Annotated in this window: 18 protein-coding genes, 1 rRNA gene and 1 other RNA gene; 9 read left to right on the forward strand and 11 right to left on the reverse strand. The window is 29.0% G+C overall.

Annotated elements, in window-relative coordinates; all coding sequences use genetic code 11:
* Nucleotides 1-17: 17 nt before the first annotated feature.
* From rrf to cmk, 3 genes are all read left to right on the forward strand, one after another.
* Nucleotides 18-127: ribosomal RNA gene (gene rrf / locus QM495_RS06375) — 5S ribosomal RNA — on the forward strand.
* Between the two features lie 124 nt (nucleotides 128-251).
* The gene (gene porQ, locus QM495_RS06380) at nucleotides 252-1262 is read left to right on the forward strand and encodes a type IX secretion system protein PorQ (RefSeq protein WP_408671278.1); all 1011 of its coding nucleotides are present in this window, start codon (nucleotides 252-254) and stop codon (nucleotides 1260-1262) included.
* 4 nt (nucleotides 1263-1266) lie between these two features.
* Nucleotides 1267-1962 (forward strand): (d)CMP kinase, encoded by a 696-nt coding sequence (cmk, locus tag QM495_RS06385; protein WP_408671279.1) that lies wholly within the window; start codon nucleotides 1267-1269, stop codon nucleotides 1960-1962.
* 264 nt (nucleotides 1963-2226) lie between these two features.
* Here the strand turns inward: cmk and QM495_RS06390 are convergent, their stop codons facing one another.
* On the reverse strand, nucleotides 2227-2859 hold the full coding sequence (locus tag QM495_RS06390; protein ID WP_408671280.1) for a 7-carboxy-7-deazaguanine synthase QueE: 633 nt from the start codon (nucleotides 2857-2859) through the stop codon (nucleotides 2227-2229).
* Nucleotides 2860-2964: 105 nt separating this feature from the next.
* Between QM495_RS06390 and QM495_RS06395 the strand changes: the two genes are divergently transcribed.
* Nucleotides 2965-4479 (forward strand): helicase HerA-like domain-containing protein, encoded by a 1515-nt coding sequence (locus QM495_RS06395; protein ID WP_408671281.1) that lies wholly within the window; start codon nucleotides 2965-2967, stop codon nucleotides 4477-4479.
* Nucleotides 4480-4546: 67 nt separating this feature from the next.
* Nucleotides 4547-5116, forward strand: coding sequence for a hypothetical protein (locus tag QM495_RS06400; RefSeq protein WP_408671282.1), 570 nt, complete (start codon nucleotides 4547-4549; stop codon nucleotides 5114-5116).
* A gap of 105 nt (nucleotides 5117-5221) precedes the next feature.
* On the opposite strand, the gene QM495_RS06405 is transcribed toward QM495_RS06400, so the two are convergent.
* The 6 genes from QM495_RS06405 to ruvX all read right to left on the reverse strand — a co-directional run bounded on the left by QM495_RS06405 (nucleotide 5222) and on the right by ruvX (nucleotide 8947).
* Nucleotides 5222-5953 (reverse strand): SDR family NAD(P)-dependent oxidoreductase, encoded by a 732-nt coding sequence (locus QM495_RS06405; RefSeq protein WP_408671283.1) that lies wholly within the window; start codon nucleotides 5951-5953, stop codon nucleotides 5222-5224.
* Nucleotides 5954-6013: 60 nt separating this feature from the next.
* Nucleotides 6014-6793, reverse strand: coding sequence for a nucleoside triphosphate pyrophosphohydrolase (gene mazG / locus QM495_RS06410; protein ID WP_408671284.1), 780 nt, complete (start codon nucleotides 6791-6793; stop codon nucleotides 6014-6016).
* A 2-nt stretch (nucleotides 6794-6795) separates the two neighbouring features.
* The gene (locus QM495_RS06415; protein WP_408671285.1) at nucleotides 6796-7212 is read right to left on the reverse strand and encodes a DUF5606 domain-containing protein; all 417 of its coding nucleotides are present in this window, start codon (nucleotides 7210-7212) and stop codon (nucleotides 6796-6798) included.
* 4 nt (nucleotides 7213-7216) lie between these two features.
* Nucleotides 7217-7804 (reverse strand): peptide deformylase, encoded by a 588-nt coding sequence (def, locus tag QM495_RS06420; RefSeq protein ID WP_408671286.1) that lies wholly within the window; start codon nucleotides 7802-7804, stop codon nucleotides 7217-7219.
* A gap of 62 nt (nucleotides 7805-7866) precedes the next feature.
* Nucleotides 7867-8541 (reverse strand): DUF1919 domain-containing protein, encoded by a 675-nt coding sequence (locus QM495_RS06425; RefSeq protein WP_408671287.1) that lies wholly within the window; start codon nucleotides 8539-8541, stop codon nucleotides 7867-7869.
* A complete protein-coding gene (gene ruvX, locus QM495_RS06430; protein ID WP_408671288.1) occupies nucleotides 8531-8947 on the reverse strand; it encodes a Holliday junction resolvase RuvX in 417 nt (138 codons plus the stop codon). The genes QM495_RS06425 and ruvX overlap by 11 nt, the downstream gene beginning before the upstream one ends.
* A gap of 95 nt (nucleotides 8948-9042) precedes the next feature.
* Here ruvX and QM495_RS06435 point away from each other — a divergent pair, with 95 nt between their 5' ends.
* The 3 genes from QM495_RS06435 to QM495_RS06445 all read left to right on the forward strand — a co-directional run bounded on the left by QM495_RS06435 (nucleotide 9043) and on the right by QM495_RS06445 (nucleotide 12127).
* Nucleotides 9043-9858, forward strand: coding sequence for a 2,3,4,5-tetrahydropyridine-2,6-dicarboxylate N-succinyltransferase (locus QM495_RS06435; protein ID WP_408671289.1), 816 nt, complete (start codon nucleotides 9043-9045; stop codon nucleotides 9856-9858).
* A 45-nt stretch (nucleotides 9859-9903) separates the two neighbouring features.
* Complete coding sequence (locus QM495_RS06440; protein WP_408671290.1) at nucleotides 9904-10467, forward strand: L-threonylcarbamoyladenylate synthase; 564 nt, start codon at nucleotides 9904-9906, stop codon at nucleotides 10465-10467.
* Between the two features lie 229 nt (nucleotides 10468-10696).
* Nucleotides 10697-12127, forward strand: coding sequence for a CCA tRNA nucleotidyltransferase (locus tag QM495_RS06445; RefSeq protein WP_408671291.1), 1431 nt, complete (start codon nucleotides 10697-10699; stop codon nucleotides 12125-12127).
* Between the two features lie 6 nt (nucleotides 12128-12133).
* Here QM495_RS06445 and QM495_RS06450 read toward each other — a convergent pair whose 3' ends face one another.
* The 4 genes from QM495_RS06450 to QM495_RS06465 all read right to left on the reverse strand — a co-directional run bounded on the left by QM495_RS06450 (nucleotide 12134) and on the right by QM495_RS06465 (nucleotide 17241).
* The gene (locus tag QM495_RS06450; RefSeq protein WP_408671292.1) at nucleotides 12134-13960 is read right to left on the reverse strand and encodes an ABC transporter ATP-binding protein; all 1827 of its coding nucleotides are present in this window, start codon (nucleotides 13958-13960) and stop codon (nucleotides 12134-12136) included.
* Entirely contained in the window at nucleotides 13960-15672 is a 1713-nt protein-coding gene (locus QM495_RS06455; protein WP_408671293.1) for a phospho-sugar mutase, read from the reverse strand. Before QM495_RS06455 ends, QM495_RS06450 begins: the two co-directional genes overlap by 1 nt.
* A gap of 81 nt (nucleotides 15673-15753) precedes the next feature.
* Nucleotides 15754-16701, reverse strand: coding sequence for a glycosyltransferase family 2 protein (locus QM495_RS06460; RefSeq protein WP_408671294.1), 948 nt, complete (start codon nucleotides 16699-16701; stop codon nucleotides 15754-15756).
* A gap of 15 nt (nucleotides 16702-16716) precedes the next feature.
* Complete coding sequence (locus QM495_RS06465) at nucleotides 16717-17241, reverse strand: DUF4199 domain-containing protein (protein WP_408671295.1); 525 nt, start codon at nucleotides 17239-17241, stop codon at nucleotides 16717-16719.
* Between the two features lie 179 nt (nucleotides 17242-17420).
* Here QM495_RS06465 and ffs point away from each other — a divergent pair.
* Nucleotides 17421-17519, forward strand: an RNA gene (ffs, locus tag QM495_RS06470) — signal recognition particle sRNA small type.

Here is a 17519-nt window from a genome sequence, read left to right on the forward strand (position 1 = left end):
TAGTTCCCCAAACAACTTAAGGTGGTTATAGCGATAGGGCTCACCTCTTCCCATACCGAACAGAGAAGTTAAGCCTATCAGCGCAGATGGTACTGCCACACGGTGGGAGAGTATGTCACTGCCTTTCTTTTGAAAACCTTCAACACTTTATTGTTGAAGGTTTTTTTTTGTTTAAGTCTTAATCTAATCCAAAATAATTTATTCTTTTTTGGGTTTTAAGGTATATTTAAGTTTATTTTGTAATTCCAAATATGAAAAAAATTAGTATTCTTATTTTTTTGATTTCATTAACCTCATTTTCACAAGTTGGAGGTGAAAGCATTTATAATTTTTTAAATTTAACAGGATCTGCAAAACAAGCTGCTTTGGGTGGTAAGACATTAACTTTAATGGATGATGTAAATCAGCCTTTATGGAATCCTTCAGTAATTAATCAAGATTTAGATAATCAATTATCAGTTAATTATTTAAATTATTTAGCAGATATAAATTTAACTTCTGTTTCATTTGCACATACGGTGAGTAGAAATTTTGGAACCCTTCATGGTGGAATTACTTATTTAAATTACGGAAAATTTATTAGAGCAGATGATAATGGTATTGAGATAGGAAGTTTTAAAGCATTTGATTTATCATTTTCAGTTGGATATTCGTATAATATTTTTAAAACTGATTTTTTTATAGGAGGGAATATTAAATTTATTAATTCAGTAATTGATAATTATTCTTCCATTGGTGTTGCTACAGATTTTGCGATTTTATATTATAATGAGTATCAACCATATATATTCACTTTGGTTATACGAAATATAGGGTATCAAGTTACAGTTTTTGATGAAACAAGAGAAAAGTTACCTTTACAAATAGAATTAGGAGCTTCGTATAAGTTAGAAAATGTTCCAATAACTTGGCATTTTTCAGTTGATAATTTACAGCAATGGGATATTTCAGTTAGTAATCCTTCAAATTCAACAACAGATATTGATGGAAACGTTACTAAAGAAAATATAGCTTTTTTCGATAATGCGGTTCGACATTTATCAATAGGTGCTGAAATATTTCCTGAAGGTGCATTTAATTTGAGAGTAGGATATAATTTTAGAAGGGCTAATGAATTGCGGTTAATTGATAAAAGAACTTTTGCTGGTTTTACTGCTGGGTTTGGATTAAAACTGAATAAGTTTAAATTTAATTATGCATTTTCGAAATATCACCCAGCATCAAATGCAAATACATTGAGTTTACAAATAAATTTAAATTAATAAATTGAAAGATATTACAGTTGCAATAGACGGATTTTCATCTACAGGGAAAAGTACCATTGCTAAACAGTTAGCAAAAAAATTGGAATACGTATATGTTGATTCTGGTGCAATGTATAGAGCCGTTACTTTATACGCAATGCAGCATCAATTAATTTCTAACACATTTTTTTATAAGGATAAATTAATTTCAGTTTTAGATATAATAAGTTTAAAGTTTAAATTTAATACTGATTTAGGTTTTGCTGAAATTTATTTGAATGATATTAATGTAGAAAAGGAAATTCGAAATATTGAAGTGTCTGAATTTGTTAGTAAAGTTGCAGAAATTTCTGAAGTAAGAAGAAAATTAGTGGAACAACAGCAGCAATTTGGAACTAATAAACGTGTTGTTATGGATGGTAGAGATATAGGTACTGTAGTTTTTCCAAATGCAGAATTAAAAATATTTATGAATGCTTCTGCTAAGAAACGTGCACAACGAAGATTTGAGGAATTAACTAAAAGAGGTGATAAAGTGACTTTTGATGAAATATTAAAAAATATTGAGTATAGAGATTATATAGATTCTACTCGTAAAGATTCACCGTTAATAAAAGCAAATGATGCTATTGAAATTGATAATTCTGAAATGACTATAGATGAGCAATTTGAGAAGATTTATACAATAGTTATAAATAAAATTAATAGTTTGAAATAGTTTAATATTATCCGAGTTTTTTGAACATTATGTTAAACTCGAAATTTTCTTTTTCTATCTGAAAATCATGTTTACCAATATTTGAAAATCCATTTTTTTACTGAAAATGTTCTTTCATAATAACTTAACAAATCGTTATTATCCTTGAAATAAAATCCAAAGATTTCTGTAAAAGTGACTCTTCCTAAAATTGTTATAAATTCAGCATCAGCAATTGTTGCTTCTCTTATTTCTAAAGTTTTTAATTAGATTGTATTAATTTAGTTAAGGAATATTCAGATATTTATGAGTTTGTAAAGAAATTTTCCATTGTGGATTTTTCATAACATATTCAACTATAAGAGGTGTCATTTTTTTACGTTTACTCCATTCAGGTTGTAAAAATAATTCACAATTATCCGATACTTTTGAAGCTTGTTCCTCAGCAAATTTAAAATCATTTTTTGTTACAACAATTATTTTAAGTTCATTAGCTTTAGGATAAATAGTAGGTAAAGGTAATTTTGTTTTTTTTGGTGATAAACAAATCCAATCCCATTTTCCTGTTAAATGATAAGCTCCTGATGTTTCAATATGAGTTTTAATATGAATTTTTTTCAGTGATTTAGTTATATAGTCTAAATTCCACATAGAAGGTTCTCCACCTGTTACAACTACTGTTTTTGCATGTTTTTTAACGTTAGTTATAATATTATTTGTAAGTGTTGGAGGATGTAAATCTGCATTCCAACTTTCCTTTACATCACACCAATGACACCCAACATCACAACCTCCAATTCTAATAAAATAGGCGGCTTTTCCAGAGTGAAAACCTTCACCTTGGATAGTGTAAAATTCTTCCATTAAAGGAAGCATTTCTCCTTTATTTATTAGTTGCTGTGTATGTTTATCAATCATAATGCAAATATAGAAATAAGTACTAATAATAAATAAAATGAACTTAATTTCTATTGAAATTTTTAATTTGGATTTTATATCTTATTTTTAACAAAAATATTTAAAATGAGTAGAGAAGAAGTTTTTTTCAACCATATTACTGAAGGTTACAAAACTAAAGGAGATTTTATAATATTTGGTTCGGCTATGTTAGATGGAAAGACTGTAAAAGATGCTTATGTAAAAGTTCCATTAAAAACATTAAATAGGCACGGACTTATTGCGGGAGCTACAGGAACTGGAAAAACTAAGTCGTTACAAGTAATGGCAGAGAACCTTTCAGAGAAAGGAATTCCAGTATTATTGATGGATATAAAAGGTGATTTAAGTGGTTTAGCAAAAGCGAGTCCAGGACATCCTAAAATTGAGGAGAGACATGCAGCAATTGGTTTGCCTTTTGAAGCTAAAAAATTTCCTGTTGAAGTGTTGACAATATCAAACCAAAAAGGTGTTCGTTTACGAGCAACTATTTCTGAATTTGGACCTGTTTTGCTATCACGAATTTTAGATTTATCGGAAGCACAAAGTGGAATAGTTGCAATTATTTTTAAATATTGTGACGATCATAAACTTCCGCTGTTAGATTTAAAAGATTTTAAAAAAGTACTCCATTTTACCACTGCTGAAGGAAAAGAAGAGATTCAAGCTGAATATGGCTTAATTTCAAAAGCTAGTACTGGTGCAATTTTGAGAAAAATAATCGAAATCGATCAACAAGGAGGAGATTTATTTTTTGGAGAACGATCATTTGAGGTAAAGGATTTGGTAAGAACAGATGAAAATAATAAAGGAATTATTTCAATTTTACGTTTAACAGATATACAAGATAAACCAAAGTTATTTTCAACATTTATGTTGCAATTATTGGCGGAAGTTTATAGTAGTTTTCCTGAGCAAGGAGATAGTGGAAAACCAGAGTTAGTAATTTTTATAGATGAAGCACACTTAATTTTTAGAGAAGCTTCTAAAGCGTTAATTTCTCAAATTGAGAGTATTGTAAAATTAATTAGGTCTAAAGGAATTGGACTTTTTTTTGTAACACAAAATCCAAAAGATGTTCCTGAAGATGTGCTGGCTCAACTTGGGTTAAAAGTGCAACATGCATTACGTGCTTTTACGGCAAAAGATAGAAAAGCAATTAAATTAGCTTCAGAAAACTATCCAGATTCTGAATATTATGATGTAGATGAGACCTTAACACAATTAGGTATTGGTGAAGCTTTTATTTCGGTATTAAATGAAAAAGGACGACCAACACCATTGGCAGCTACTATGATGAGAGCACCAATGAGTAGAATGGATGTATTAACCGATAAAGAGTTAAAGCAATTAATAGAGAATTCACATTTATATTATAAGTACAATGACGTAGTTGATAGAGAAAGCGCTTATGAAATTTTGAATAAAAAAATTGAAAAAATTCATGAAAAAGAAGAAATTAAAATTAAGAGAAAAGAAAGAGAAAAGTCATTAAGATCAACTAGTACAAGAAAAAGTACTCGTATGAACCCAATTTTAAAAGTTGTTACAAGTGCTACATTTATTAGAGGTGTTTTAGGGATTTTAAAGAGAGTGCTTTAATTTTTACTTTTATTAAATAAAAGTTTGTTTGTTACGTTTATAAGTATAGAATATAAAAATATTGTTCATGTCAATTTTAAAGAAAATCATATCTATAGTTTTAGTTTCATTTTTATTTGTTCAATGTGCTAAAGAAAATCAATATTTAATTGAAAAAGGGAAAGTTGGATTTTTAACTAAAGAAACAACAATTTTAGACTTAAATTCAATTTTTAAAACTGATTCAATTGTCTCTAATACTTCATTAAATACTGTTGCTGAAGAAAAATTATTCTCAATAAGCAATGACGAATATGAAATTTTTACATTTGATGGGAAAAAATTATTAGAAATAGCTCCTACTAATCAAAATGATTCATTGTCAAAAATAAAAAGTATTCAAATATTTGATAGTAATTATATAACGGATAAAGGAATATCACTTCAATCTACATTCAAAGAAATTAATGAAAACTATTTAGTTAATAATGTAGAAACTACATTAACTTCAGCAACACTTTTTATTGATGAATTAAATGCTACAATTGCTATAGATAAAAGAGAATTAGGATTAAATATATTTAGTAGAGAAGAAATTACTCTTGATCAAATTCCGGATATTGCTAAAATAAAATATTTTACAATTTGGTTTAATTAATATAAAACCAATAAAAAAAATAGAAGTTAAAAGAGCAATCAAAAGAGATTTTTATGATAGTGTTAAAAAACTATTTATAAAATTTTAGAATATAATAACTTATAATTAAACGTTTCTAACATCTAAAATTCTTCCATTTTTTAGTTCACCTGAAATATCTAAGTGATAAATTTTTTCAGCAACATCTTTTGGAGAGCGTAAATTACCATGCTCATAAAAATCAATAAATCGTTGTACAGATTTAAAATTTGCTTTAGGTGTATTTCTTGCTTCAGTTTGCATATCTGTATCAACTATTCCCGGATAAATTGAAACAATACTTACACCGTTATTTAATTCTTTTTGCTCTTTAGAAATTACGTGAGTCATCATATCAATGCCAGCTTTTGAAGAACAATACATTGACCAACTTTCATAAGGGTTTATTGCAGCTCCCGATGAAATATTAAGAATTTGTTTTTTACAAGTCCAACCTTCAGATAATTTAATAAATAATGAATTTAAAATTAGTGGTGCTGTTAAATTAACTTGAATTGTATACGCTATATCTGATGGAACTATTTTATCTAAAGTATTGACAGTACCTAAGTCTCCAGCGTTATTTATAAGCGTTAAATTTGTAATATTATATTTATCTAAATGTGAAAATATTTCAGTTATAATAGGTTTTATGGTTTCTGATTTGCTTAAATCACATTGATATTGCTCAGCTGAATATAATTTTTCAATTTTACTTCTTGAAATTGAGAAAACACGATACCCTTCTTTATGGTATTTTTTTGCAAGACCAAGTCCTAAACCTTTACTCCCTCCGGTAATAATTACAATTTTTTCCATTTTAACCAATTCGATATACTAATGTAAAAAATTAAGTTGAGAGAATATAGCTTGTAGATATTATTTGTAGATTTTTTTTGATTCATTCCAAAACACATCCATTTCTGAAAGCGACATATCGTGTAACGATTTACCTTCTTTTTTTGCTGCTTTTTCTAAATATTGAAAACGACTGATGAACTTTTTATTAGTGCGTTCTAAAGCATTTTCTGGATTTACGTTGATAAAACGAGCATAATTAATCATTGAAAAAAGAACATCACCAAATTCAGCTTCAATATTATTGGTAGTACCTTTTTCAATTTCAGCATTTAGCTCAGAAAGTTCTTCTTGTACTTTTTCCCAAACTTGTTCAGGTTTTTCCCAATCAAATCCAACTCCAGCAACTTTATCTTGAATTCTATTCGCTTTTACCATGGAAGGCAATGATTTTGGAACACCTTCTAAAACAGAGTTTTTTCCTTCTTTTAATTTTAGTTTTTCCCAATTTTGTTTTACGTCTTCTTCATTTTCTACTTTAACATCGCTATAAATATGAGGATGACGATAAATTAGCTTTTCTGAAATTGAATTGGCAACATCTGCAATATCAAAATCGTTTGTTTCTGAGCCTATTTTTGCATAAAAAACAATATGTAGTAAAACATCACCTAATTCTTTTTTGATTTCTTGCAAATCATTGTTAAGAACTGCTTCACCTAATTCATAAGTTTCTTCAATTGTTAAGTGGCGAAGAGATTCGAATGTTTGTTTTTTATCCCACGGGCATTTAGATCGCAACTCATCCATAATATCTAATAACCTACCAAATGCTTGTAGTTGTTGCTCTCTAGTATTCATAATTAAGCCTCTTCTGTTTCTTCTTCCTCTTTTATTGAAGTAAAATCAAAATTTTTGGAAGCTAATAAGTTATACCATTGTAGTACTTTTTTGATGTTTGAAGTATATACACGTTCTTCATCAAAATTGGGTAGTACTTCTCTAAAATATGAAGTTAAAGTTTTTCCATTTTCTTTAGGGCTAATAGCTTCCTTTCCATTTTCTTTTTCTCCAATAGTTTTAAATATTATGCGTAATGGAATTTCTTCTTCATACGTATAAATTGCAATTTCATTTAAAGCACTAATATTGTGTGTAGCTGTAACTGGAAACTTTTTTGAATCAATTAATGATTCTACAATTATTCCTCCTTTAGATTGTGCTTTTATTTGGTACAATCCTGGTTTTCCGTTAATTGCAACTATATCTTTTAATTCCATATATTTATTTTCTTTTTAATAAGGGAAACTTCATTCTGTAATTAGGACTAATTTTTCCTTTTGAAATATTTTCTAATTTCTTTTTAATTAATCGTTTTTTTAGTGAAGAAATTTTATCAGTAAATAAAATACCTTCAATATGATCGTATTCATGTTGAACAACTCTTGCAGCCAAACCGTCTAAATTTTCAGTATGCTTTTCAAAATTTTCATCCAAATATTCAATGGTAATTTTATCTTCTCTAAATACATCTTCATTTATGTCAGGAATACTTAAACATCCTTCACTAAAAGCCCATTCTTCACCTTCTTCTTCTACAATTTTAGCATTGATAAAAATTCTTTTGAAATTTGCTAAGAACACACGTTCTTTTTCATCTAAATCTTCATCTTTTTCAAAAGGAGAAGTATCTACAATAAAAAGTCGTATAGCTTTACCAATTTGTGGTGCAGCTAAGCCAATACCACGTGCATTAATCATTGTTTCCTTCATGTTTTCAATTAATTCGGAAAGGTTTGGGTATTCTTTGTCAATTTTAACCCCTACTTTTCTTAAAATAGGATCTCCATATGCTATAATTGGTAATATCATTCGGCTTTTTTTGGATTGCAAAAGTACAAATTATTAGTTAAAACAAAAAGATAGATTTAGAATTATGATAAACACTCTTTTATCCATTTATATAGATTCATATAAATAAAATTAATTTTGAAAAGTTTTACCCCATTTGGAACACGATCTTTAAAGTTTTTATCAATTTCTAATACTTGATAATGGTTTTTGAGATTTAGATGTTTATATTCATGAATTGAAAACGAAATTTTATTTTGTAATGGAAGTGCTGTAAAATCTTTAAAATTTTGTTCTGTTGCATACCATGCATCGGACATCATAAAAATATAATTATTTCTATTAGTTTCTTCTAGCATTCTAGCCGTTCTACGTGCCCATTTAGTGTTGGCTTCTTCTTCATCTTTATAATGTGTAAAATGAACTTCAATATCACCTAATAGTGCAAGCGGATACGTAATTTTTCTATTTTTGTATTTACTTTCAGTAATAAATTTTAGAGGAAGAGCCATATAATAATCAAAATTTGAAAGTAATTTTATATAGCAATCTCCATAAAAACCAACACTAATAAAAGGGGAGTTGTATGGTCGTTCTAACCATTGATATACAGCTCCAGCCCAACAATTATCACAAACAACTACAAAGTTTTTATCCTTTAATAGTTCAATATCTTTTTTACGGTAGTATTTTTTGAAGAGAACCCGGTATTTTCTCCTAATAAATACAACAATTTTTCTAAAAAAATTATTCTTCATTTTGTTGTAAATAAGATTGTAAAATTATGGTAGCGCTAACTTCATCAATAAGCGCTTTATTTTGGCGATGCTTCTTTTTTAAACCACTATCAATCATACTTTGAAAGGCTATTTTTGAGGTAAAACGCTCATCAACACGTTTTATTGGAATTTTAGGAAAAGTTTGACCTAATTTTAAAATAAAAGGTTTTATAAACTGTTCGCTTTCACTTTCAGTATTGTTCATCTGTTTTGGCTCGCCAACAACAAATAACTCCACATTTTCATTTTTAAGGTAATCTGTTAAGAAGGAGAAAATCTTTTTTGTATCAACAGTAGTTAATCCTGAAGCAATAATTTGTAACTCATCAGTAATTGCAATTCCTGTTCTTTTTAAACCGTAATCAAAAGCTAAAATACGTGCCAAACTATTAACATAATATATTAAAATTGTGCAAATTTAGTCATTTTGAATTATATAATTAATTTAAACTTTATATTTGCGTTAATAAGATGTTATATATGGATAAGTTAAGAGAAATTATAGAGAAAACTTGGGATAATAAAAATTTATTAAAAGATGAAGTATCTCAAAATGCAATACGAAAAGTTATTGATTTATTGGATAGCGGCGTTTTAAGAGTAGCAGAACCTTTAGTTGATGGTTGGCAAATAAATGAATGGGTAAAAAAAGCTGTAGTGCTATATTTCCCAATTCAAAAAATGGAAACTATGGAAGTTGGAATTTTTGAATATCATGATAAAATTCCATTAAAAACAGGTTATAAAGAAAAAGGAATACGTGTTGTACCACATGCAGTAGCACGTTATGGATCTTATATTTCTAGCGGAACTATTTTAATGCCAAGTTATATAAATATAGGAGCTTATGTTGATAAAGGAACCATGGTTGATACTTGGGCAACTGTTGGCAGTTGTGCTCAAATTGGTAAAAATGTACACTTAAGTGGTGGTGTTGGAATTGGTGGAGTATTAGAGCCTTTACAAGCTGCTCCTGTAATTATTGAAGATGATGTTTTTATAGGTTCGCGTTGTATTGTTGTTGAAGGAGTGCATGTTGAAAAAGAAGCTGTTTTAGGAGCTGGAGTAGTATTAACTATGAGTACAAAAATAATTGATGTAACAGGTGATGTACCGGTCGAAATGAAAGGGAAAGTACCAGCACGTTCGGTGGTAATTCCTGGTAGTTATAAAAAACAATTTCCTGCGGGAGAATTTAATGTTCCTTGTGCAATGATTATTGGACAAAGAAAAGAAAGCACCAACAAAAAAACTTCTTTAAATGATGCACTTCGTGAAAATGATGTTGCTGTTTAATGCTTATTGTAGATTTTAATTTCCGAAAGATACTTTTGTTAATTCATGATAAAAACTAAAATAAATAAAGCACTAGAAGTGTTAAACCAATCTAAAATACTTCTATACCCAACAGACACTGTTTGGGGAATTGGTTGTGATGCAACTTCTGAAATTGCTGTAGCTAAGGTTTTTGAAATTAAACAGCGATCTGAAAGTAAAAGTTTAATTATTTTGGTTGATGGTATTAAAATGCTTCAAAAGTTTATTCCCTCAATTTCAGAAAGTATTATAAAGTTTTTAAAATCAGTGTCTAAGCCTACAACCATCATTTATAACAATCCAGCTGGTTTAGCCAAAAATGTAGTTGCAAAAGATAATACGGTTGCTATTAGAATAGTTAAAAATGAATTTTGTAATCAATTAATTACGGCTTTTGGTAAACCTATAGTGTCAACTTCCGCAAATATTAGTGGTAATCTAACTCCTAAAAGTTTTCAAGAAATTGAACAATCAATTTTGGATAGCGTAGACTATATTGTAAATTTGCAGCGCGAAGAAATAAATAAAAAATCTTCTACAATTTTAAGAATAGGAGATAATGGAGAGTTAATAGTAGTTCGTGATTAATTAATTGATAAATAAAACAGGAGTTTTTAAGATATGAAATTTTCGTCAACCTGAACTTGTTTCAGGTTCTCATAATAAAGTATAATTATAAATAAGGTTAAGATTTTGAAACAAGTTTATAATGATGTTTAAAAACAATTTAGTGTGTGTCATTCCTGCCTTTGCAGGAATGACAAGCAAAAGTTATAAGGCTTTAAAATATAGAGGTTTATTTAACTCAGATTAATTTATGATACCAAATAATAGATATACAGATGCTTTAGAGTATCCAATTTTTGAATATATAACAAAAGCTGCAACTAATTTGAAGTTAGAAACTTATGTGATTGGGGGTTTTGTACGTGATTATTTTTTGAATAGAGGAACACCAGTCGATATTGATATTGTTGCAGTTGGTAGTGGTATAGAATTAGCCAAAGAAGTTGCTAATTTGTTACCAAATAAACCAAAAGTTCAAGTTTTTAAAACGTATGGTACGGCAATGTTACGTTATGAAGGTGTTGAAATTGAATTTGTTGGTGCTCGTAAAGAATCTTATAATGAAGATAGCAGAAATCCAATTGTTGAAGATGGAACATTACAAGACGATCAAAATAGAAGAGATTTTACGATAAATGCATTAGCTTTAAGCTTAAATAAATTGGACTATGGAAGTTTATTAGATCCTTTTGACGGGTTAAAAGATTTAGAAAATAAAATTATTCGTACACCATTAAATCCCGATATTACATATTCAGATGATCCATTGCGTATGTTGCGTGCTATTCGTTTTTCAACTCAATTAAATTTTATAATTGAGGATACATCACTGAAATCTATTGCTAAAAATTCAAAAAGAATTGATATAATTACAAGAGAACGCATTATTACTGAATTTAACAAAATAATGCTCTCTAATATTCCATCAGTTGGTATTTTATCATTGCATAAAACTAAATTACTAGAGCGTTTTTTGCCTGAATTAACTAATTTACAAGGTGTTGAAGAAGTGGAAGGTCAGAAGCATAAGGATAATTTTTATCATACACTAGAAGTTGTTGATAATATCTCTAGAAATACGACAGATTTATGGTTGCGTTGGGCGGCTTTATTGCACGATATTGGTAAAGCACCAACTAAAAAATTTGATAAAACTGTTGGTTGGACATTTCATAGTCATGAATTTGTAGGCTCAAAAATGGTCTATAAATTGTTTAAACGTTTAAAAATGCCTTTGAATAATAAAATGAAGTTTGTTCAAAAAATGGTATTTTTAAGTTCTCGTCCAATTGTGCTGGCAACTGATGTAACTGACTCAGCAATAAGGCGTTTGATTTTTGATACTGGAGATGATATTGATAGTTTAATGACTTTATGTGAAGCTGACATTACTACTAAAAACCCTGCAAAATTTAAAAAATACCATAACAATTTTAAAATAGTTCGTCAAAAAATTAAAGAAGTAGAAGAACGAGACCATGTTCGGAATTTTCAACCACCGATTTCTGGAGAATTAATCATGGAAACATTTAATTTAAAACCTTGTCGTGAAATTGGTCAAATTAAAGATGCTATAAAAGAAGCAATTTTAGAAGGTGAAATAGTAAATAATTATGATGAAGCTTATGTTTTTATGTTAGAGAGAGCGGATAAATTAGGACTTAAAATAATTAACAATTGATAATTGTTAAAGAGCTTGCATGGTAACTAACTTAAAATACTCACCCTTTTTAGCCAGTAATTCGTTATGTTTTCCTTGTTCAACAATCTCACCTTTTTTCATAACAACAATTAAATCAGCTTTTTGAATGGTTGACAAGCGATGTGCAATTACCAATGATGTTCTATTTTTCATCATTTTTTCTAAAGCTTTTTGGACCAATTGTTCGCTTTCAGTATCTAAAGCTGAAGTTGCTTCATCTAACACCATAATTGGTGGGTTTTTTAAAACTGCACGCGCAATGCTTAATCGTTGTTTTTGTCCACCTGAAAGAGTGTTACCACTATCACCAATATTAGTTTCATATTGCTCAGGCAAATCTTTAATAAATTCGTGAGCATTGGCAATTGTTGAGGCTTCAATTACTTGTTCTGTAGTTGAGTTTTTCACACCTAAACTGATATTGTTTTTTACAGTATCATTAAATAAAATAGATTCTTGAGTTACAATACCCATTAAACCTCGTAAAGATTTTTGTTTGATATCTTTTATATCAACTCCATCAATTTTAATAACACCTTTATTTACATCATAAAAGCGTGTTATTAAATTAGCTAATGTAGATTTTCCACTACCAGATTGACCAACTAATGCTACAGTTTTTCCTTTTGGTATTGTTAATGAAAAATCTTTTAAAACAAAATCATCTTTATATTTAAATGAAATATTTTCAAAAGTAATTTGATTTTCAAACGTGTCTTTTTCCGAAGCATTTGATTTATCTATAATTGTATTTTTTGTTTCTAAAATTGCTAAAATTCGTTCAGCAGATGCATTTCCTTTTTGAATATTATAGAACGCTGTTGAAATTGCTTTCGCAGGATTTAAAACAAGATAAAATAACCCAATGTATCCAAAAAACTCTTGAGGAGTCATTTCACTATTTTCACTTAAAACAAGTCTTCCTCCAAACCATAAAATTGCAATGATGGTTGCAGAACCTAAAAATTCACTCATAGGAGAAGCCAACGTTTTTCTGTGTAAAACACTGGTCATTAAATCTCTAAACTTGGTGGTAGATTTGTTGAATTTTTTTTCAATCTTTTCTTCAGCATTAAATCCTTTTATTACTCGTAAACCAGTTAAAGTTTCTTCAATAAAAGATAAGAAATTACCAGTTTCTTGCTGTGCTAATAGTGAATTTGCTTTTAATTTTTTTCCTATCGAAGAAATAATAAAGCCAGAAACAGGTAAAAGAACGAACACAAATAACGTGAGTTTTGCACTAATGGCAAACATGGAGATTAAGGTAAGAACTATTGTTAAAGGCTCCCGGACAATAGTTTCTAACGATGTTAAAAAAGAAATTTCAACTTCCTGAACGTCAGATGTCATACGAGCAATAATATCTCCTTTTTTCTTTTCTGAAAAATAGGAGAGTGGAAGTTTAATAATTTTATGATATAAACTATCACGTACATCTTTTACAACACCATTTCTTAAGAAAACTAATGAAAATGAAGCTAAGTAGCGAAATAAATTTTTAAAGAAAAATAAGCTAAATGATAGAATACAAATAAAAAGTAGCGCTTTATCAATTCCACCACTTTCCATCATTTCAGTTATTTTAAAATTTAAGGTACCTTGTACATAATTAAATAGGGTAGAAGCTCCTTCGTAAACAGGTTTTTTATATATTTTTTCTTCTTGACCAAATAAAATACCAAGTACAGGAATAAATCCTAAAACTGATAAAACGTTAAATAATGCGTATAAAATATTAAATAATACATTTAACCATGCAAATTTGATATAGGGTTTAGCATATTTTAATATTTTTTCGAAATACTCCATTAAGATAATTTCATTTCTTTAATAATACGTTGAATTTTAGTATCTAAAACAGCTTCGGTTGCTATCGAATTTTCTATGGTGTCTAATGGTGTATTTACACTAAAGTAAAATTTTATTTTAGGCTCAGTTCCACTTGGTCTTGCAGCCACTTTAGTTCCATCAACAGTTTCATAAATTAGTACATTTGATTTCTCAATATCAATAATTTCAACGTTACCTGTTATTAAATTAGTTTTAGTCGAAGCTTGATAATCACATAAAAATTCAACTTTAGATCCATCAATTTCTGACAATGGATTTTTACGCAATTCTACCATCATTTTACTAATTATTTCAGCTCCATCCATACCTTTTTTTACAATTGCAATTAGGTGTTCTTTGTAAAAATTATGCTTCGTATATATTGTTAGTAATTCTTTATAAAATGAACTATTGTTAGCTTTAGCATTTGTAGCAATTTCACAAGCAAGTAAAGTTGCTGTTACCGCGTCTTTATCTCTTACAAAATCACCAATCATATATCCAAAACTTTCTTCACCACCACCAATAAAATCTTGAGTTCCTTCAGCATCACGAATCATTTTGGCAATCCATTTGAATCCAGTTAGGCCAACTTTTGTTTCAACCCCGTAACTTGCAGCAATATCATTTACTAAATTAGTTGACACTATGGTAGAGCCTACAAATTGTTTACCGTTTAGTTTTCCTTCTTTTTCCCAACTTTTAATTAGAAAATCGGTCATAACACTCATCGTTTGATTTCCGTTTAGAAGTATCATTTTCCCTGCTAAATCTCTAACTGCTATTCCAATTCTATCACTATCAGGGTCAGTTCCAATAACAATATCTGCATCTATTTTATTGGCTAAATCTATTGCCATTTTTAATGCTGCAGGCTCTTCTGGGTTTGGAGAAGCAACTGTTGGGAAATCACCATTTGGTTCCCGTTGTTCTTCAACAATATTTACATCTGTATAACCTGCTTTTGCCAGTGCATCAGGAATTAGTTTAATTGAAGTTCCATGTAATGATGTGAAGACAATTTTTAAATTTTCTTTGCCTTTAGAATTAAATGTTCCATTTTTTATGGAGGCATTAATAAATGCTTCATCAACTTCTTTTCCAACATACTCAATAATATTTTCGTTGGCTTTAAAGTTAATTTCAGAAAACTCTAAGCTATTTACTTCATTAATAATATTTGCGTCGTTTGGAGGTATAATTTGGCCACCATCATTCCAATATACTTTATAACCATTGTATTCAGGTGGGTTGTGTGAAGCAGTTAAAACAATACCCGCATTACAACCTAAATGCCGTACGGCAAATGAAAGTTCAGGAGTTGGACGCATATCTTCAAATAAATACACTTTAATGTTATTTGCTGAAAGCACATTAGCTACAATTTTAGCAAAAGATTGACTATTATGTCTGCAATCATAAGCTATTGCAACTTTATGTTGTTGGTTTGGAAATGACTTTTTAATATAATTGGCTAATCCTTGCGTAGCTTTCCCAAGTGTGTACTTATTAATACGGTTGGTTCCTGCTCCCATTATTCCACGCATTCCGCCGGTACCAAATTCAAGATTTTTGTAAAAACTTTCTGTTAAATATTCAGAATTATTTGCAATTAACTGTTTAATTTCTTGTTGTGTTTCAGCATCAAATGTGTCTGTTAGCCATAATTGTGCTTTCTCTAAAATAGTCATATTCTTATTGTTTAATATTGTGCAAAAATACTATTATTAACTGTTATACACTTACGAAAAGTAAGACTTTTAACTAAAACGTTATAAATTAATTTTTTTAGAAATCGAATATCTTTTCTCTTCAGATTTTGTTCTTAAAATAATTTCGCCTAAAAAACCAGCTAAAAAGAATTGTGTTCCAATAATCATTGTAACTAATGCAATATAAAATTGTGGTCGCTGTGTTATTAGTCTACCTGAAGGGTTGAAAAACAGTTTATCTACTCCTAAATAAAAGGCAAAAGTACAACCTATAATAAACATTAAAGTTCCTAATAAACCGAATAAATGCATAGGTCTTTTACCAAATTTTGATAAAAACCAAATAGTAATTAAATCTAAAAAACCATTTATAAATCGATCTATTCCAAATTTAGTAACACCGTATTTTCTAGCTTGGTGAGCCACTACTTTTTCATCAATTTTAGTGTATCCCGCATTTTTTGCAAGCACAGGAATGTAACGATGCATTTCTCCACTTACATCAACATTTTTTACCACTTCATTTTTATAGGCTTTTAAACCACAATTAAAATCATGTAGTTTTAATCCTGAAGTTTTACGAGCAGCTGCATTAAACAGTTTTGAAGGTATATTTTTTCTAATTTTAGAATCGTAACGCTTTTTTTTCCAACCTGAAATTAAATCGAAATCATCATTTTTAATTAAGTTGTATAATTCGGGAATCTCATCAGGGCTATCTTGTAAATCGGCATCCATGGTAATAACAACATCACCAATTACTTCTTTAAAACCTGCATTTAATGCCTGAGATTTCCCATAATTTTTTTGAAATCGAAGTCCTTTTACATTCTTATTTTTTTTCGAAAGGGTTTCAATAACTTCCCACGAGTTGTCTGTACTTCCATCATCAATAAAAAGTATTTCATAAGAATAACGATTGGATTGCATAACTTTTGCAATCCAATCGTGTAATTCGTTTAAAGATTCATCTTCATTAAGTAGTGGAATAACTACTGATATATCCATTTAAATTGTATTTAATTAATCTTCAACTGATGGGCTTTTTAAAATTAAACCTTCAATTAATGAAATTATAAACCCAAAAAATAAACTTACAACAATACCCATTGCAATATTAATTAAAGGACTAGACATTTTTTCTTGTATTCCTTTTGCCATTTCTAATTGTTCATCAGTCATGTTTGGGTTTTGTTCTAACATTTTTTGTTCTCCAACTTTCATCATATTTTCCATAAAATCGGGTTCAATATAGTTGATAAAAACTTGATTGTAGATAATAGAAATTATTGCGCCAACTAGTGCAATACCTAAACCGATTTTAAGTGCTTGCCCTAAAGTTAATGAGCCATTTCCTTCTTTGAAATTTTTCATTCCTAAGAAAATAACAACTGCCATAATTACAAAACTTATTAGCACAACTGCTATTCCTTGGTCATAAATCATTCCCATTGCGTAAATTCCAACGGACATTAGAATTGATACAAAGCCTAATATTAGACCATAGTTTAACATTGTTTGTGTTGCTGATGATTTTTTGTTTTCCATAATAAAAGTTTGATTTTAGTTGAACAAATATACTAAATACCGATTTAGTAATACTGCTAATTATTAATATTAATAGTTCGTTTTAAAGTAATTTATTAGTAGCCAGTAAATTAAAAATGTTACATAAAAATATAAAAAAAATCATTGATAAAACAAAAATTGATTGTAAATTTGCCGCCGGGCAAGTCCTACACAACCAGCTCCCTTTGAATCCTCCAGGGCGGGAACGCAGCAAAGGTATTAGGTTGTAGCGGTGTGATGTAGGTAGCTTGCCTTTT

It is taken from the genome of Lutibacter sp. (assembly GCF_046055765.1).
Taxonomy (GTDB): domain Bacteria; phylum Bacteroidota; class Bacteroidia; order Flavobacteriales; family Flavobacteriaceae; genus Lutibacter.

Excerpts from the sequence above, each read along its gene's own strand:
- porQ (WP_408671278.1), top strand. The coding sequence starts at position 252 with ATGAAAAAAATTAGTATTCTTATTTTTTTGATTTCATTAACCTCATTT.
- QM495_RS06390 (WP_408671280.1), bottom strand. The coding sequence starts at position 2,859 with ATGATTGATAAACATACACAGCAACTAATAAATAAAGGAGAAATGCTT.
- QM495_RS06395 (WP_408671281.1), top strand. The coding sequence starts at position 2,965 with ATGAGTAGAGAAGAAGTTTTTTTCAACCATATTACTGAAGGTTACAAA.
- QM495_RS06400 (WP_408671282.1), top strand. The coding sequence starts at position 4,547 with ATGTCAATTTTAAAGAAAATCATATCTATAGTTTTAGTTTCATTTTTA.
- QM495_RS06405 (WP_408671283.1), bottom strand. The coding sequence starts at position 5,953 with ATGGAAAAAATTGTAATTATTACCGGAGGGAGTAAAGGTTTAGGACTT.
- mazG (WP_408671284.1), bottom strand. The coding sequence starts at position 6,793 with ATGAATACTAGAGAGCAACAACTACAAGCATTTGGTAGGTTATTAGAT.
- QM495_RS06415 (WP_408671285.1), bottom strand. The coding sequence starts at position 7,212 with ATGGAATTAAAAGATATAGTTGCAATTAACGGAAAACCAGGATTGTAC.
- def (WP_408671286.1), bottom strand. The coding sequence starts at position 7,804 with ATGATATTACCAATTATAGCATATGGAGATCCTATTTTAAGAAAAGTA.
- QM495_RS06425 (WP_408671287.1), bottom strand. The coding sequence starts at position 8,541 with ATGAAGAATAATTTTTTTAGAAAAATTGTTGTATTTATTAGGAGAAAA.
- QM495_RS06435 (WP_408671289.1), top strand. The coding sequence starts at position 9,043 with ATGGATAAGTTAAGAGAAATTATAGAGAAAACTTGGGATAATAAAAAT.
- QM495_RS06440 (WP_408671290.1), top strand. The coding sequence starts at position 9,904 with ATGATAAAAACTAAAATAAATAAAGCACTAGAAGTGTTAAACCAATCT.
- QM495_RS06445 (WP_408671291.1), top strand. The coding sequence starts at position 10,697 with ATGATACCAAATAATAGATATACAGATGCTTTAGAGTATCCAATTTTT.
- QM495_RS06450 (WP_408671292.1), bottom strand. The coding sequence starts at position 13,960 with ATGGAGTATTTCGAAAAAATATTAAAATATGCTAAACCCTATATCAAA.
- QM495_RS06455 (WP_408671293.1), bottom strand. The coding sequence starts at position 15,672 with ATGACTATTTTAGAGAAAGCACAATTATGGCTAACAGACACATTTGAT.
- QM495_RS06460 (WP_408671294.1), bottom strand. The coding sequence starts at position 16,701 with ATGGATATATCAGTAGTTATTCCACTACTTAATGAAGATGAATCTTTA.
- QM495_RS06465 (WP_408671295.1), bottom strand. The coding sequence starts at position 17,241 with ATGGAAAACAAAAAATCATCAGCAACACAAACAATGTTAAACTATGGT.